Genomic DNA, 16888 nt, shown 5'->3' on the forward strand with positions numbered 1-16888 from the left:
TGCTTTCACCACAAAATCTTGGACTACCTCAATGATTCTCAATTGTTAGCGTAATTCTTTAATAAAACCATGCCTATAAGCATAAAGCAGTTTTTCCAACTCTGCAATTTGCTTTTTCAAATCACGTCCTATATCTGTATCTGCCACAAGCATTCTATGTGATGACATTTCAACAATCTGTGTTGTACTTTTAATATCGGACCCTCTAAGTATTGCATCTTCTGTACTCGTAAATGGTTCATGCTGAACTAACTGGAAGCCTCTACTATGATAAACCAATGTATATCCGGCAATACCCGTTTCTTCATGATACGCCTGCGAAAATCCGCCATCAATAACCATTAGCTTACCATTAGCCTTTATCGGGTTCTCTCCATTTACGACATGAACAGGGACATGTCCATTAATAATATGCCTATTCTGACCGCTCACTCCAAAAGCATCAAGAATGGCATCACACTCTTCCTCATTGTTTCTTAATTTAAAATAATTTCCTTTTTCCTCTTTATATGTAGATTTGTCCTTAAGAAAGTAACGTTCAAAAGTTGCCATCTTAGACTTATCAAACAAAACTGAATTTCGCCCACACCACAAGTAAAGGAAATAATCTACAGAAAATTCCTTCTCACGAGGATCTGAATCATTTTGGAATGCATTTCTAATAATATGTTCCGTCCGATTCATCAGTTCACGTCCTTTGTACTTATGACCTTTGCAAAGTTCCACTTCTTTAAGACTACCATCATCGTTTAAAGGAACGGAAGCATGAAATAAAAGATTATCATTAATTATGGTATATAATGAACCATGACTCAACAATAGCCTTATATGCTTATGAAGCTTCTCGTTAACAGTAAACGAGTGATGAAGTTTACTCATAAGTATAATTTCATCTGGTGTCAATTCATATGGTGCATTAGGATTTACAGTCGGGAAACAGCAGCTTTTCATTTCATAAGACTTTCCAGAGATATTGCATGTCGCATTATCATAATCAATACATTCCAATAAAAGTCTATCTTGCATATCCCATTCAGGATGACGTTTTATCATAGAAGCTTCCACCTTAAATTGAATGATAGTGATAGCTTTATGCATCAATGCAGTCAACCGTTTTGTCTTATCGTCAATGTCTGTACTGCCTCCATTAATTTTAGGCATAAACTCCTCACAAGGATCATCGCCATAATGCTCCATCGCAAATGTTGCCAATGGAATAAGATTTATACCATACCCTTCTTCCAGCGTAACAAGATTTGCATAACGCAAAGACAAACGTATTACATTACATATACAAGCATCATTACCGGCACAAGCCCCCATCCAAAGTATGTCATGGTTTCCCCATTGAATATCCCAATTGTGATAATTCGTTAGTACATCCATTATAATATGCGCACCTGGTCCACGGTCATAGACATCACCTAATACATGCAATAGATCAATTGCCAAACGCTGTATCACATGAGAAATCGCAATAATAAAATCATCCGCGCGTCCCGTTGATATTATTGTTTCGATTATGACATTAACATAAGCAGCTTTATCTATATCATCTGTACGTTCATGAAGAAGTTCCTGAATAATATAAGAGAAATCCTTCGGTAAAGACTTTCTAACCTTAGAGCGTGTATATTTACTAGAAACATCCCTACAAACCTTTACAAGCTGATGTATTGTTATATGATACCAATCCTCCAAATCCGGCTCACTGGCTTTAACAAGTTCAAGTTTCTCTTTGGGGTAGTATATCAAAGTACACAATTCCCTGATTTCCGATTCACGCAAATCATTGCCAAAGATTTCATTAACCTTACGTTTAATATTACCTGAAGCATTCTTTAACACATGCTGAAAAGATTTATACTCACCATGTAAATCTGCAAGAAAATGTTCAGTACCCTTAGGCAAGTTCAATATCGCCTGCAAATTTATAATCTCTGTACTGGCATCAGCTATTGTCGGAAAAGTATGAGACAACAATTGCAAATACTTTAAGTCCTTTTCAATGTCATAATTCCTTGTCTTCATTGTATATTAGATTTAAAAAACATTTTTCTCAATTTCTTCGTTTTACTATCATTAATCGGTTCTATAAACATAAAGCCTTCACTTAACCCATAACGCTCTTTCATTATTTGAAACAAGCGTGCTGTATCTTTTAAAATACCGGTCTCATGAACTTTATTATATAACTGAATTTCATCAAAATTATTATATTTTAAGCTAAGATATAAATCTAACATATCTTTTCTTTTAATCTCTATACGATGCTTTATACCATATAAGATTGTCATTATCTTAATCATGATATCACGTTCAAGATCAGAAAGACTTGAATCAGTCTTAATTTTTGAAGTATTTCTTATATTAGTAAGACGCTGTGGGTTATTTTCCAAGAGACAAAATATCCCGCCAATTTGTTCTTGTGAAAAAGGTTGGGATAAATTATATTTTTCAATTCCAGAAAAAACAAATTCTAATATTCCTTGGTTATATGAATGTAAAAGAATTCTACGCCATGCTTTATCATCAAGCGTTGAAAGAATCCTACGTTGATTATCTGACAATTGTAAGCCTGCAATATTTTCTGTCGCACCTGCATGCAACAAAATATCTTCTGCACAACAATCTTCAGAACTCATAAGCCAAAATGGATTACTGTCAACAACTATTTGATACATCCCAATTAGCCTATCAGACAATGGACTAATTGATTTTTCATAAATTTCATTGAATATATCAATTAATACAATATTCCTAATATTCTTATTTTGTTTTGAAACATATACATCATATTCCACATTACCAATATCCCCATTTGATTCATTTATATGGAGCGTCTCTGCATGTTCTGATCTTATCCCTAAGATTTTACATAAAAGCGTTGGATATCCAACATAATCAGATATGCTACATATCTCATTATCGCAAACAGCATGCAAGACTTTTGCATGCGACACTATATATCGTTGATAAATAACAGATTTTAAAAAATTACATAAACAATAATGGCCCGACGAATGCCAGGCCTCCAATTGTCTGTCAAATGTTATGATTGTAGGAATTCTATACTTTTCACAACATCTCTGAAGATAGTATGCATATATATTCCAACATGCATGAATATGTACCACATCCGGACGTATATCTGCCAAAAACTTCTTGAAGGAAGAATGCCATCTACCAAACAAATTCTTCAAGAGAGAGAATTTATGGACATGCACACTTCCCATATCTATACCAGGATAGTCAGCACACAATAAATGTACTTCTGCACTTTCTGCCATAGCCTTAATTAGAGCTATCTTATACTGAAGTCCTACAGACTCATTTATATCAGCAAAATTTGGTATAAAATGCAAGACTTTCATAATTCATTATGATTTATGACTTATATATTCATATTTATCTGATAATATGTATTTTATTGCAAATCTGAAATTACTGAAAGGCAGAGCCAATTCAAATGGAATAACTTTCCATAAACTAACATTTGCATTAAATCTATTAAGCACACGTTTCGCACATATTATTCTAGAAATAAAAGGAATCACCAATGCCATAAAAGAAAAAGGCAATATTACAAACCTGGCAGAAAGAACTGAATATATTACAGAAAAAATCACTAATATGAAACAAAGATAAAGCCCCAGCACATCCATATTAAATATTTGTCTATGTCTAAAACTCCGTTGAAGGTGTTTACGCGTTTCGAAATAAAACGTGTTTTTATTATTCCAAGCTTTTTTTGAGGGTTTATCTTCTACTAACATTACATCTTTAGATATTGCAATAGCTGCGCTCCCGAATTTAGAATATTTATTAACTAAAAAATCATATTCACCTCTAACATATTTCAAGTTACCTTGAAATCCGCGACCCGACATAAAATCGGCCTTCTTAAACAACAGATTATTACCATAAGTACTGTAAGCCAAACCTCTAAACGCTTCATACATATAGGTATATTCCTTATGAAGGCGATAGAACGTTTTAAATTGACCTGTGTCATCAGAATAATTACTATATCCAATAACAAGATTTATTCCATCCCTACATTTGGTACTCATGCCTTCAATCCAATGATTAGAAACAGGTTTACACACGGCATCAGTTAATAAAATCAAATCATTTTTAGCTGCCTTCACACCTAATGTTATTGCAAGTTTTCGTCGACTCATATACCGAGATGTTTCTGGTACAAATGTAGTATATAAGTTTTTATACTTATTGTACGTTTTCAAAACATCTGCCGTTCCATCTTCATCACGACTTACAACAACAATTATTTCATATCCGGCAGAATAATCCTGAGAAAGAAAATATTTCAGATTATTATCTAACTCTACAGAATTATTATCCGAAATAATGACAACTGATACAGGCTTTAAATTCTCTGCAGAATCTGTTTCTTCTTTATCGAACATTTTTTTAAAAAACGTATCAAATAAAGAAGAACAGAGTGCAGAAATCACCAAAATTATACAAATAACAATTGTTATATTGTCTAAAATTAGCATTATTCAATTCTATTTTTTAATTACAATATATCTTCCTTAATATAGCCAATTGGCAAAGAACGACAATTATATTGAGATGCCATAATTTCACCATAAGCACCAGCGGAACGTATAGCAATTATATCATTACGATGGCATTCGTCCAAATCTATTGATTTAGCAAAAACATCACTAGACTCACATATTGGGCCTACAACATCATAAGTATTTATACATCCATCATTACTAATGTTTTCAATCTTATGATATGCATGATATAAAGCTGGTCGTATAAGGTCTGTCATCCCGGCATCAACTATTACAAACTTCTTAGCTGTACCCTCTTTTACATATAACACCTTCGTTATTAAAGATCCACATTGACCAACAACAGAACGCCCAAGTTCAAAATGAAGACTCTGCCCCTTACGGAGTTTAAGATGTTTTGCATACGTTTCAAAATATGATTTAAAATCCGGTATTGAAACACGGTTTGGATGTTGGTAATCAATACCAAGTCCGCCACCAACATTTATCATCTCAACATTAATATGATGAGCCTCCAATTTAACTTGAATCTCGTTAATACGATTACATAATGCCACAAAATCGCCCATATCAAGGATTTGTGAACCTATATGAAAATGCAATCCCATGAATCTCACGTTCTTCATATGTGAGATTCTTGCAATAACATTCTCCATATCCGACATCGCAATGCCAAACTTATTTTCAGCAAGTCCTGTAGTTATGTTAGCATGTGTATGTGCTCCAACGTCAGGGTTGATACGCAATGCTACAGAAGCGACCTTACCGCAGTTTTCTGCAAGACAATTAATCACTTCCAGTTCAGGTATACTCTCTACATTAAAGCAAAAAATATTTTTTTCTAAACCGAGTTTTATTTCTTTGTCATTCTTCCCTACTCCTGCAAATACAATTTTATTTGAAGGAAAGCCTGCATTAAGTGACGCTAATATTTCACCTCCACTAACACAGTCAGCTCCCAATCCGGCCTGACATATTATATTTAAAACCTTTGGGTTAGCATTTGCTTTTATTGCATAATGCACACAAAAATTTTCATATTTGCCGGCCTCTTTATTTATCGTATTTAAAGTTTCACGCAACAAATCTGTATCATAGTAATAAAATGGCGTATCCGTCTTTTTAAATTTTTCAATTGGAAAAACACCCTTCATTTTCAATTTTCACTTTTATTAAACAATGTATCACTCAAACTTTGTAAAGCTCGTTTCTTATCAGATTCTTTTACCAAGAAAGATATATTGTAATTACTTCCTCCATAAGAAATCATTCTTACAGGAATATTCTTCATCGCATCTGTAGCTAATGTCTCAAAGCCAACATTACTCCAATCCAAATCACCGACAACACATATTATACACATATCGCGGTCAACTGTTACAGTTCCATATTTCTTTAATTCTGCAACAATATCATTAAGATGCGCATCGTTATCAATGCTCATAGAAACACCGACCTCACTTGTTGTTATCATATCTATTGCCGTCTGATAACTCTCAAAAATCTCAAAGACCTTACGAAGGAATCCTGTAGCAAGTAGCATACGGCTACTCTTTATCTTAATTGCCACAATATTATCTTTAGCAGCAATAGCCTTAATTTTACCTGTTACAGTTTCATTATTTATAATAGTTCCCGGTGCAGCAGGGTCCATTGTATTCAACAAACGCACAGGAATACCTGCATACTTTGCCGGCTGCACACATGTCGGATGTAATATTTTTGCACCGAAATATGCAAGTTCCGCAGCTTCCTCAAAATGTAACTGGCGAACAGCTTCAGTTTTATCAACCACACGCGGGTCGTTATTATGCATACCGTCTATATCTGTCCATATTTGTATCTCATCTGCATTTATAGCAGCTCCTGCCAATGACGCAGTATAATCACTGCCTCCACGAAGCAGATTATCTATTTCTCCGTAAGCATTGCGACAGATAAATCCCTGTGTAATATAAACCTGTTGGCCAGGATTCTGCTCCAACAAATTCTGTAATTTATCTTTAATGTATGAAGAATCTGGTTCTGAATTTTTATCAGTACGCATGAAATCCAGTGCAGAAAGCAAAACAGCATTGTAGCCACACTCTTTTAAGTAATTGGTTACCATATTTGTACTCATTATCTCACCTTGAGCAACAATGCTTTTTTCTTCAAAACTAGTGAAAAGATCTTTTGTAAAAGAACGTAAATAATTAAATTCATTTTGGAGGAATATTTTTGTTTCATTCTTCCATTTCTCTGTAGAATAAAGTTCTTCTACATGTTTCATATATGCTTTTTCCAAACGATTTATAACATCATTTGCGCCCTCCGGATTCTTCTTATATAAATAATCAGATATTTCAATCAAAGAATTTGTCGTACCTGACATTGCAGACAAAACGACAAAAACTGGTTTTCCACTATTTGTAATCAATGAGGCAACATGCTTCATGCGCTCAGGCGAGCCAACTGATGTGCCACCAAACTTCATTACTATCATAATCGTATCTTTTTATATTTTTATTTTATATTAGTCTTCTTCATCAAAAAGACTTTTGTTATATATATTAGTTATGTCGTTAATTTTACCTTCTTTACACTGGTAAACAATACCAGGATACTTATCAAGCATCAAGATGTTGTGTGTTGACATTACTACAGCCGTCCCGGTCTGACTTATCTGCTTCAGCAAATTTACAATATTATCCGCAGTTTCAGGATCAAGATTACCGGTCGGTTCATCTGCAATAATTATTTTCGGTTTATTTAATATTGCGCGAGCAATAGCTATTCGTTGTTGCTCTCCTCCAGAAAGTTCATAAGGCATTTTTGTTTTCTTTTCTGACATGCCAACAGCATCCAGCACTTCATCAATGCGCTCATCTATTTCCTTTTTATTTTTCCAGCCCGTTGATTTCAATACAAAGCATAGATTCTTATAAACATTTCTGTCATGCAACAATTGAAAATCCTGAAATATTATTCCTAGTTCCTTTCGCAAAGCCGGTACTTCTTTACGTTTAATTTTAAATAGGTCTCGTCCTAGGATTGTTGCATTATCTCCTTCATCAATATCAAGCTCACAATACAAAGTTTTAAGCAAGCTGCTTTTTCCCGTACCTACATTTCCGATGATATAAATAAACTCACCTTCATCAACATGAAAATTCACATTGCCAAGCACACATACATCATCTTGATATATATTTACATTTTTATAATCAATATACATAATCTATATTTTTAATATTTTAATGTTTATGCCATTCAGGACCATTACATCCTGTAGCTTCTCTACAACACCTTTATCCTCAAACCCTTGTACGCAAACAACATAAACAGATAACACAACATATCAGAATCTTCATGTATCAAACGATCATCCTTATGGTTTATAACATCGACAACAGCCTCCAAGACATGTCAGGACATCCCGTTCAATATGCTTTTACAGCTCTAACAAAGACATTTCCCAAATCACGCCTTTTAAAGACAAAATTCCACGAAGTGTCCTTATAAATTGTTCTGACAACATTCTGCTTTATTATGGACCTGCATCCAATTCTGTTTTTGCACAACAGTGAAGCAATTATATTGCAGTAGGTATCATCTCTTGTATTACAATGTTTTAATGATGCACCCTTTCGACTTGCAAAAGTATTAAAAAACTCCGAATTATCAACCATTATATCCTAATAATTTTAGTATAACACTCAAAGTGCCACTAAAGCATTGTATTTGAAAGGAAAAACGCTATAAAAATTACAGTAAAAGTATTTTTCTGAGTTTTTATTGCGAATATCAAAATAAAAGTGTAATATTGCAGACTAAAAACAAAATTATCTCATTTAATACAGACACATGAATACAATAGAAAAAGAAGCTATAGAACAAAACAGATTAAATAAATTACAACATCACCTATTTGGACAACCGATAAAGATATCATTGGCTTCCTCTAGACATCTATTGCATGATATCAAGCTTAAATAAACCAATAAAAACATACAAGATAGTGGCAAAAAATGCCGGCCACAATTTGCAAAAGACAATAGTATATTCACCCTTTCAATCAATAAGAATAAAATGAAAATATTTGCATTACTCATTTCCCTGCTTTGTTGCACAACCAACATTATGGGCCAAATATCAATTAAAGAAGTTATAGGTAACATTCCTGATGAAATTTTACCTTATATCACAAACGATCAGAAAGAAGAATTATTAAAATTTACAGGCTCTAAAGATTCTGTAAAAGTAAAGAACACTTTTAACGGGGCAACTTCAATTGACACCATTAGCTTTGATTATGCAAAAATCAACATGAATAAGACTACAGAAATGCAGCTCAAGCTTCTGCGTGGAAACGACTCTACACAAATACTATGCGTAATCAAGACAATTAAAAGCCCGCTCAAAGAAAGCACAGTAAAATTCTATTCAACAGAATGGCAAGCAATAAACTCAACATTTGGACTTCCCGTCGATAATGATGAAGATACCATTTTAAGTATGTTCACACAAAAACCAGACTCAATGCCGGAAGACAAATTTAAAAATCTATATAATTGCATAGAACCTGTTATGCTTGCTGCACAATGGGACGAAAAATCAAACTGTATAACATTTAACTTGAGTATTCCATTTATTCAAAAAGACAACAATAACGAAATAAATGCGATAATAAAGAAAATTTCTTTTAAATGGGATGGTCAAAATTTTAAAAAATGTTAGAAAACCATTTCTTTTAGAGATTATATTTGGAGAAAAGAAATAATTAGAATACCTTTGCATCGTGTTTTTCATGGTATTAGATTATTAAGGTTAATAAAAGATTGGTTGTCGTGAGACAATCAATTTTTGTTTTATATAGGTTCTAATTCTAATAAGCCTTAATAACAATATAAGCCAACACCTTTTAATTAACAAAGCATTCATTATCTGTCAGTCGATAAAATAATACAAATTAAACATTACCATTCTATATGTCATTTACTATAAAAGACAAAACCTTATTTATATCACATACAGAGCATTCCGGATTACGTTATCAAAATATCACAAAAACCAAGAGAAAAGTATCATCATGCTTTTCAAGAATGCCACAAAATAAAGAGATAAACACAAATAATAAAAATACAATCGAAAAAGCCACAAAATCATGCACAACACGTAATACGTTATAATTCAGCAAGTTACAGATTAACATTTAAAAATCAAGCACCTTCAACATATAAAATACCAAATAAAATGACACATTTTACGCCATAAAACATCATGTTTTGCAATGAAAAACAATGTGTTTTACATTACAAATCAATGTATTTTGCTACACAAACAACTGCTTTTATCTACATTTTACGATATAATACACTCAACACACAACGAAAAAGTACCATAAGTACAACAAATCAACTAGAATGTTATGCTTATTTGCCAGATTTCCGCGGAACGCAGAATCTGACAAACAGACACTATATAAGCTATAATAGTTACAAAATGTACTGACGCAAAAACTTAAATTTGTAAGCTCATTATTTTATCTTCAAGAATTCTTTTCGCTCTTTCTCACGAGTTTCTATGCTTCCATACATAAAATAACATACGAAAATCACAAAAACATAAACATAAAGGCATATAAATGACGACAGAGCCACAACAACATATTGCAATACACTAAAATAAGAAGGCAAGCCAGAAGGATCGCCCATATATCCTACGCCAATTGCCGACAATGTATTAGCCATAGAAATTATAAGCATTGGGATAGAAACAAAGAACATGCAAACGGCAGCACATAAAGCAGCCAATAAAAGTGTGATAAATATAAATCCCCAATAACGCCATCCCACCTTGTATGCCTTTAATAAGATCTTGCTCAATTTACTATCAGGCTCCATCAAATATTTAACAAATACGTAAACATACGGAAGCAAGACACATGAAAAGAACAATGAAACTCCAATGATAACGCATGCAATTACAGGCATTTTGTCAAGAGGGACAAACGGACCAGTTCCTATAACCAGATAAACAAGTCCCCATTGTACCACAGAAACTATAGCCATTATACACAAGTACACACCAAGGAGTCTGATACATCTAACTAAATTCCACTGCATCGACTGATGGCCAAGAAGCATAAATATACGCGAGACATATCCCACATGAAAACAAACGACCAAGACAACAGAGACCATTAAGAGGGGGTATGAAGAATGTGTATAGCCACCATCCGTTAAAGCCCTTGTATAAAAAATAGATAACAAAGCTATTGACATGGCCAAAAGCAAAGTGTATAACCATGTATGTCTGAATATAGCACGTATATTGTCAAACAGCATCCTATGAGATGCAGAGATACAAGCCGTATAACTACGACTCTTATTTAAAAACTCTTGCTTAAGATTGTTCATTTCATTTTTAATTAATTAATGCAAAGGTAATAATATTCCGGATATTATGAAATGGTATTATCAATAAAAATTGCTAACTTTGCAGAAGATAAGTTGCATAACAAATAGAGTTTGTCAAACAAGCTCCTTAATGTATTATCTTTTTAAGATAAATAAAAAGCATGCGGCTCCAAACGTTTACTAAGAAAAGAATACTTCCACAATAAAAATCGTTAACATCAAGAATATGAAACTGTTAAAATGGGGATTTATTGGTTGCGGAGAGGTTACTGAAAAAAAATCAGGCCCGGCCTTTAACGAAATAGAAGGCTCAAAAGTGATTGCCGTAATGAGCCGCAATGAGAAGAAGGCGCGCTCATACGCAGAGCGACATAAAATAAGCAAATGGTATACTGATGCACAAGAGCTTATCGACGACCCCGACGTTAACGCCATTTATATTGCCACTCCCCCCTCAAGCCATGCCACATACGCAATAATGGCAATGAGAGCAGGAAAACCTGTATACGTAGAAAAGCCTCTGGCTGCTAATTATGACGACTGCGTAAGAATCAACAGGGTCAGCGAGCAGACCGGGATTCCATGTTTCGTCGCCTACTACAGAAGGTATCTTCCATATTTCAAACGCGTCAAAGAAATCATAACAAGCAAAACTATTGGTGAGATAATGAACGTGCAAATACGTTTTTCTTGCCCTCCGCGTGATTTAGATTATTCTTCAAAAGAAAAACTCCCATGGAGATTACAACCGGACATAGCCGGAGGTGGCTATTTCTACGACTTGGCTCCACACCAGCTTGACTTGATGCAGGATCTGTTTGGAGTAATAACAGAAGCTGAAGGCATATGCGCCAACCGCGCCGGACTTTATCAGACAGAAGACAGCATAAGTGCATGCTTCAGGTTTGAAAGCGGTGTTCCAGGAAGTGGCTCATGGTGCTTCGTTGGCCACCAATCTGCAAAAGAAGACAGAATCGATATTGTTGGAAGTAAAGGAAAGCTTAGCTTTTCTGTATACAACTACGACCCAATCCATCTTGTCACAAACGATGACGAAAAATATATAACAGTAGAAAATCCCCCATACGTTCAGCTGCCAATAATTAAAGCAGTTGTTGAAGACCTGCAAGGATTCGGAGCGTGCTCATGCACAAGTGTATCAGCCACTCCTGTCAATTGGGTCATGGACCGCATATTAGGAAAATTCTAAATTTATGAATATGAAACGTCTGATTTTGAGTTTCTTTTTGGTTTCTGCCGTGTCATTGGCTTATTCAACCAACGACACGATAAAAACCGAAAAGAAAAACACAATATTCAGACGAATAGGAAAGGTATTCACAAAGGTATTTAAAGACTTCAATGAAATAGACACAAACTATATAGAACCGCAACATTATAATTATACAATAATGCTGCAAAACACCAATACATATGAGATATATAGACTTGAAAGCAAATCAGGTCAGTACATCACATTTGCTCCTGAACCAACAATCAGAATCGGACCTTATGTTGGATGGAGATGGATATTTCTTGGGTATACGTTTGACATAGGCCATATCAGCAACGACAACAATAAGAAAGAGTTCGAACTAAGCCTTTACAGCTCTATGTTTGGAATCGACCTGTATTATAGACAAACGGGCAACGACTATAAGATACGCGAAGCATACCTAGGAAACGGCCTTAACAGCCATACATTAAAAGGAATTCCATTTTCTGGACTTACTGTTGGAATTAAAGGTTTTGACTTATACTACATATTTAACCACAAAAAATTTTCATATCCGGCGGCTTTCAGCCAAAGTACATGTCAGAAACGCAGCTGCGGCTCTCCGTTGCTTGGCATAGGATATACCACTCACAAGCTTGATTTAGATTATGAGAAGCTTAAAAATGTCGTGGAAAACAACATTAGCGACAAATACCAGAATGTAAAGCTTGATTCCGGATTAATGTTTAACAAAGTACGTTACACATCATATTCTATTTCAGGCGGATACGCATACAATTGGGTTTTTGCACGTAATTGGCTTTTTGCAGCATCACTGTCAGTTGCATTAGCATACAAAAGGTCTACTGGCGACCTGCACTATAAATCGGAATTCTCACTTAGAGACTTTAAATTTGGAGATGTAAATATTGATGGAGTTGGAAGATTCGGAATAGTATGGAACAATACAAAATTTTATGCCGGAGCAAGTACAATTCTTCACTCATATAATTATAGAAAAAGCCAATTCTCCACTAATAATGTATTCGGTTCATTAAACTTTTACTTTGGAATAAACATAGGAAGGAAATAATATGAAGAAATTATTTTTATTATTCATTGCTGTTTTGTCATACGTAACAACCTATGCTTATGAGGTTGACTACAAACCATCAGACAGCATTCGCGTTATTAAATTGTTAAACGATGCGAAAAAACAACCGGAAAGCACTAATTATATAATATATTTTGCACGGAAACTTAAAAGTATTCCCTATGTAGCACACACCCTAGAGATAAACAAGAAAGAAAAATTAGTTATAAATTTGAGGCAACTAGACTGCACCACCTATGTTGAAAATGTCGTAGCCCTTTCAATGTGCATAAGTGAAAAGAAATACACATTTAAAAGTTTCTGTGACAATCTTAAAAAAATAAGATACAGGGACGACTCACGACCTCATTACACACAAAGACTTCACTATTTCACGGATTGGATAGAGAACAATACAAAGAAAGGAATTTGTAAGGAAATACAAAGCCCTACCCCGCCTTTCACCAATACCCAAAGAATAAATGTATTTTACATGTCAGAAAATCCCTCTAAATATAAGATGCTGAAGGAAAATCCTAAGTATATCCCTACAATAAGAAAAACAGAACAGAACATTAATCAGAAAACATACAAATATATTCCCAAGACGGAGGTTAAGAACACTAACACTGTCAGAAGAACAATTCAAGATGGTGACATCATTGCTACCACAACAAGTCTAAAAGGACTGGATATTCAACACATCGGATTTGCCATATGGCATAAAGACGGGCTGCACATGCTTAACGCATCTAGCCTGCACCACAAAGTGGTTGAAGAACCTATGACTTTATACAATTACCTGCAAAAGCAGAAGACAATGACAGGGATAAGAGTCATACGCCTAAACATGAAATAGCAAGCGTCCAAACTTATAAGAAGTCACAGATTATTTAAGCGTTTAAGTAATATTTTATTCAAAATATGAATATGGCGTCCTTGACGGCCAATGTCTGTACGCATATTACTTATATCGTTAAAAAAATCACTGAAGGCATTTTGCACCATGTTTGGCTGCCTTTTTGCTTTATCAGCCAAAGGATTAATTATAACCTTTATACCCTTATTGACAACGGATATATCCACATCAGCCCCTGCCATAACAGGATCGCCATCATAGTGTATATATCCTTCCTTTTGACGATGAACCAAGATATGCCTAGTACGGAATGTTTTTATCCTTGCATTCCGATCTAAAGTTTTATTAAACATATCTATACTAATCTGCGGTGCATCAATCATATCAAAAGGTTCCATTATTATAACATCAAGCAATCCGTCACTCATGGATGCCTGTGGTGCTATATATGCATTATTTCCATATTGGGATGCATTGGCACATGAAACAAGAAAAGCCCTATACTTGGTTTTCCCGTTTTCATCCTCTATCTCGTAAGTTTCCGGTTTATACTTTAATCCTTCCCGCAAAATATTCTCCAGATATGAAACAGGGCCGCGCTTTCCTGACTCGGCAAACTTCATACTAATAAAAGCATCAAACCCCATACCACATGTACAGAAAAATGGTATTCCGTTAATAATACCATAATCCAAGTCATGCACCGTATGCTTATTAATTACCTCAAGAGCCTTATGCATATCCATCGGTATCATTAAATGCCTAGCCAATCCATTTCCAGAACCACACGGAATAATGCCTAATGCCGTATCCGAATTAACAATTGAACGTGCTACTTCATTTATAGTTCCATCCCCCCCAACAGCAACAACAACATCAACCCCTCTATCTTTGGCATCTCTGGATATCTCAGAAGCATGCCCGCTGTATTGGGTTTCAACTATTGAGAAATCATAATATTCCTTATCGAGATTATTCTCAATAAGTTTACAGATACCCGATTTTCTTGTCGTTCCAGATATCGGGTTCACAACAAATATTATCTTTTTCTTTCCTGCCATCGTCTTGCAAAAATAATAATATTTTAGTACAAACCATTTTTATTACTTATAATATTTTTGCAAAAAAAACACTTTTCTATTTTTTTTCTTATGATTTACACATTTTTTTGTATCTTTGCAGCCTAATCAAAACAATGTAGAAAATCTACACCTATTTATAATATGGGACTATTACAAGAAAGATACAAAAATTACCGTGAACCACAAAGGTTCATGGAAGCTGGTGTTTACCCTTACTTCCGTGAAATAACAGGCAAACAAGGCACTGAGGTTCAAATGGCCGGACATGAAGTGCTTATGTTCGGTTCTAATGCTTATACTGGATTAACTGGTGACCCGCGTGTTGAGGCCGCCGCAAAAGATGCATTAGACAAATATGGAAGTGGTTGTGCAGGAAGCCGTTTCTTGAATGGAACACTTGACATACATGTACAACTCGAAAAGGAACTTGCTGAATTTGAGCATAAAGACGAAGCATTATGCTTTTCGACAGGATTCTCTGTAAATGCCGGTGTACTCTCCGTTGTTTGTGGACGTGAAGATTATATCATTTGCGATGACCGCGATCATGCAAGTATTGTTGACGGACGACGTCTTTCATTCGCAACTTGCTTAAAATATAAGCACAACGATATGGAAGACTTGGAAAAACAACTCCAAAAATGTAAACCCGAGTCAATAAAGCTTATTGTCGTTGATGGCGTCTTCTCAATGGAAGGTGATCTTGCAAATTTACCTGAAATTGTTCGTTTAAAGAAAAAATATAATGCTTCTCTAATGGTAGACGAAGCACATGGACTAGGAGTTTTTGGAAAAGAAGGAAGAGGCGTATGCGACCATTTTGGCGTAATTGATGACGTTGATCTTATCATGGGTACTTTCTCTAAAAGCCTCGCCAGCATAGGAGGTTTTATTGCCGGTGATAAAGATACCATAAACTATTTGCGCCACACATGCAGAACTTATATATTCAGCGCATCCAATACTCCTGCTGCTACAGCTGCTGCAATGGAAGCCCTGCACATCATACGCAAAGAACCTGAGCGTATTGAAAACCTTTGGACAGTTACAAAATATGCATTAAAACGCTTCCGTGAAGAAGGTTTTGAAATAGGAGACACAGAAAGTCCTATTATACCTCTTTATGTTAGAGATGTAGATAAAACCTTCCTCGTTACTAAATTGGCTTTTGATGCAGGCGTATTTATAAACCCTGTTATCCCTCCTGCATGCGCACCACAAGATACACTTGTCAGATTTGCATTAATGGCAACCCATACTGTGGAACAAGTAGAGAAAGGTGTTCAAGCACTGAAAAAAATCTTTGTTGAGCAAAATATAATTAAATAAATGCTGTAAAATTTGCATGTTTTAAAAAAAAGTAGTACCTTTGCATCGCAAATTTAAAGATTTGGTTACGGGGTGTAGCGCAGTCCGGTAGCGCGCCTGGTTTGGGACCAGGTGGTCGCAGGTTCGAATCCTGTCGCCCCGACTAAATTAGCAGTATACTAAAAGAATAAAAAGCCTAAGAATATAATAAATTCTTAGGCTTTTTATTTTCAATACACACTATAAGTAGAAGGTTGTTAATATCAGATAATTTAAATAGGCTCACCCGATAAATAGTGGGGAAAGAAAATATTACGCATAAATTTTAGTCAGCCTAAAGAGGAAGAATGGTATGTCAATAACTCCTCGGAGCAATGCT

General features: G+C 34.9%; 13 protein-coding genes and 1 tRNA gene. 6 read left to right on the top strand and 8 right to left on the bottom strand.

The features are described 5' to 3' along the window. Positions 1 to 45: 45 nt before the first annotated feature. The 6 genes from ACZMIG_RS12600 to ACZMIG_RS12625 are packed head-to-tail and all read right to left on the bottom strand — an operon-like array spanning position 46 to position 7767. Positions 46 to 2031, bottom strand: coding sequence for a fructose-bisphosphatase class III (locus ACZMIG_RS12600; RefSeq protein WP_021854268.1), 1986 nt, complete (start codon positions 2029 to 2031; stop codon positions 46 to 48). Next, the gene (locus ACZMIG_RS12605; RefSeq protein WP_487889650.1) at positions 2028 to 3374 is read right to left on the bottom strand and encodes a glycosyltransferase family 4 protein; all 1347 of its coding nucleotides are present in this window, start codon (positions 3372 to 3374) and stop codon (positions 2028 to 2030) included. The genes ACZMIG_RS12600 and ACZMIG_RS12605 overlap by 4 nt, the downstream gene beginning before the upstream one ends. 6 nt (positions 3375 to 3380) lie before the next feature. Beyond that, positions 3381 to 4523 carry a glycosyltransferase gene (locus tag ACZMIG_RS12610; RefSeq protein ID WP_487889651.1) on the bottom strand — a complete coding sequence of 381 codons (1143 nt, stop codon included), beginning with the start codon at positions 4521 to 4523 and terminating at the stop codon, positions 3381 to 3383. Between the two features lie 20 nt (positions 4524 to 4543). Continuing rightward, positions 4544 to 5704: a diaminopimelate decarboxylase gene (gene lysA, locus ACZMIG_RS12615; protein WP_302023411.1), complete on the bottom strand. Its 1161-nt coding sequence runs from the start codon at positions 5702 to 5704 to the stop codon at positions 4544 to 4546. 2 nt (positions 5705 to 5706) lie between these two features. Further along, positions 5707 to 7035: an aspartate kinase gene (locus tag ACZMIG_RS12620; protein ID WP_021854264.1), complete on the bottom strand. Its 1329-nt coding sequence runs from the start codon at positions 7033 to 7035 to the stop codon at positions 5707 to 5709. A 30-nt stretch (positions 7036 to 7065) separates the two neighbouring features. After that, a complete protein-coding gene (locus ACZMIG_RS12625; RefSeq protein WP_021854263.1) occupies positions 7066 to 7767 on the bottom strand; it encodes a cell division ATP-binding protein FtsE in 702 nt (233 codons plus the stop codon). 854 nt (positions 7768 to 8621) lie between these two features. Here ACZMIG_RS12625 and ACZMIG_RS12630 point away from each other — a divergent pair. Then, positions 8622 to 9269 carry a DUF3256 family protein gene (locus ACZMIG_RS12630; RefSeq protein ID WP_125104143.1) on the top strand — a complete coding sequence of 216 codons (648 nt, stop codon included), beginning with the start codon at positions 8622 to 8624 and terminating at the stop codon, positions 9267 to 9269. An 800-nt stretch (positions 9270 to 10069) separates the two neighbouring features. Here ACZMIG_RS12630 and ACZMIG_RS12635 read toward each other — a convergent pair. Further along, entirely contained in the window at positions 10070 to 10951 is an 882-nt protein-coding gene (locus ACZMIG_RS12635; RefSeq protein WP_021854259.1) for a hypothetical protein, read from the bottom strand. Positions 10952 to 11177: 226 nt separating this feature from the next. Here ACZMIG_RS12635 and ACZMIG_RS12640 point away from each other — a divergent pair, with 226 nt between their 5' ends. The 3 genes from ACZMIG_RS12640 to ACZMIG_RS12650 are packed head-to-tail and all read left to right on the top strand — an operon-like array spanning position 11178 to position 14119. Beyond that, entirely contained in the window at positions 11178 to 12161 is a 984-nt protein-coding gene (locus ACZMIG_RS12640; protein WP_021854258.1) for a Gfo/Idh/MocA family protein, read from the top strand. 10 nt (positions 12162 to 12171) lie between these two features. Continuing rightward, on the top strand, positions 12172 to 13260 hold the full coding sequence (locus ACZMIG_RS12645; RefSeq protein ID WP_288172600.1) for a DUF4421 domain-containing protein: 1089 nt from the start codon (positions 12172 to 12174) through the stop codon (positions 13258 to 13260). A 1-nt stretch (position 13261) separates the two neighbouring features. Further along, entirely contained in the window at positions 13262 to 14119 is an 858-nt protein-coding gene (locus ACZMIG_RS12650) for an N-acetylmuramoyl-L-alanine amidase-like domain-containing protein (protein WP_487889652.1), read from the top strand. A 23-nt stretch (positions 14120 to 14142) separates the two neighbouring features. On the opposite strand, the gene ACZMIG_RS12655 is transcribed toward ACZMIG_RS12650, so the two are convergent. Beyond that, positions 14143 to 15180, bottom strand: coding sequence for a diacylglycerol/lipid kinase family protein (locus ACZMIG_RS12655; protein ID WP_021854255.1), 1038 nt, complete (start codon positions 15178 to 15180; stop codon positions 14143 to 14145). A 162-nt stretch (positions 15181 to 15342) separates the two neighbouring features. Here ACZMIG_RS12655 and spt point away from each other — a divergent pair, with 162 nt between their 5' ends. Both spt and ACZMIG_RS12665 read left to right on the top strand, forming a co-directional pair. Further along, on the top strand, positions 15343 to 16530 hold the full coding sequence (spt, locus tag ACZMIG_RS12660) for a serine palmitoyltransferase (protein ID WP_053398316.1): 1188 nt from the start codon (positions 15343 to 15345) through the stop codon (positions 16528 to 16530). Positions 16531 to 16598: 68 nt separating this feature from the next. Beyond that, positions 16599 to 16672 (top strand) — tRNA-Pro (locus ACZMIG_RS12665). Positions 16673 to 16888: the final 216 nt, after the last annotated feature.

It is taken from the genome of Xylanibacter sp. (genome assembly GCF_057607445.1).

Coding starts and splice junctions, on each gene's coding strand:
- spt (WP_053398316.1), top strand. CDS start 15,343: ATGGGACTATTACAAGAAAGATACAAAAATTACCGTGAACCACAAAGG.
- ACZMIG_RS12635 (WP_021854259.1), bottom strand. CDS start 10,951: ATGAACAATCTTAAGCAAGAGTTTTTAAATAAGAGTCGTAGTTATACG.
- ACZMIG_RS12645 (WP_288172600.1), top strand. CDS start 12,172: ATGAAACGTCTGATTTTGAGTTTCTTTTTGGTTTCTGCCGTGTCATTG.
- ACZMIG_RS12640 (WP_021854258.1), top strand. CDS start 11,178: ATGAAACTGTTAAAATGGGGATTTATTGGTTGCGGAGAGGTTACTGAA.
- ACZMIG_RS12630 (WP_125104143.1), top strand. CDS start 8,622: ATGAAAATATTTGCATTACTCATTTCCCTGCTTTGTTGCACAACCAAC.
- ACZMIG_RS12600 (WP_021854268.1), bottom strand. CDS start 2,031: ATGAAGACAAGGAATTATGACATTGAAAAGGACTTAAAGTATTTGCAA.
- ACZMIG_RS12655 (WP_021854255.1), bottom strand. CDS start 15,180: ATGGCAGGAAAGAAAAAGATAATATTTGTTGTGAACCCGATATCTGGA.
- ACZMIG_RS12650 (WP_487889652.1), top strand. CDS start 13,262: ATGAAGAAATTATTTTTATTATTCATTGCTGTTTTGTCATACGTAACA.
- ACZMIG_RS12625 (WP_021854263.1), bottom strand. CDS start 7,767: ATGTATATTGATTATAAAAATGTAAATATATATCAAGATGATGTATGT.
- ACZMIG_RS12620 (WP_021854264.1), bottom strand. CDS start 7,035: ATGATAGTAATGAAGTTTGGTGGCACATCAGTTGGCTCGCCTGAGCGC.
- ACZMIG_RS12605 (WP_487889650.1), bottom strand. CDS start 3,374: ATGAAAGTCTTGCATTTTATACCAAATTTTGCTGATATAAATGAGTCT.
- lysA (WP_302023411.1), bottom strand. CDS start 5,704: ATGAAGGGTGTTTTTCCAATTGAAAAATTTAAAAAGACGGATACGCCA.
- ACZMIG_RS12610 (WP_487889651.1), bottom strand. CDS start 4,523: ATGCTAATTTTAGACAATATAACAATTGTTATTTGTATAATTTTGGTG.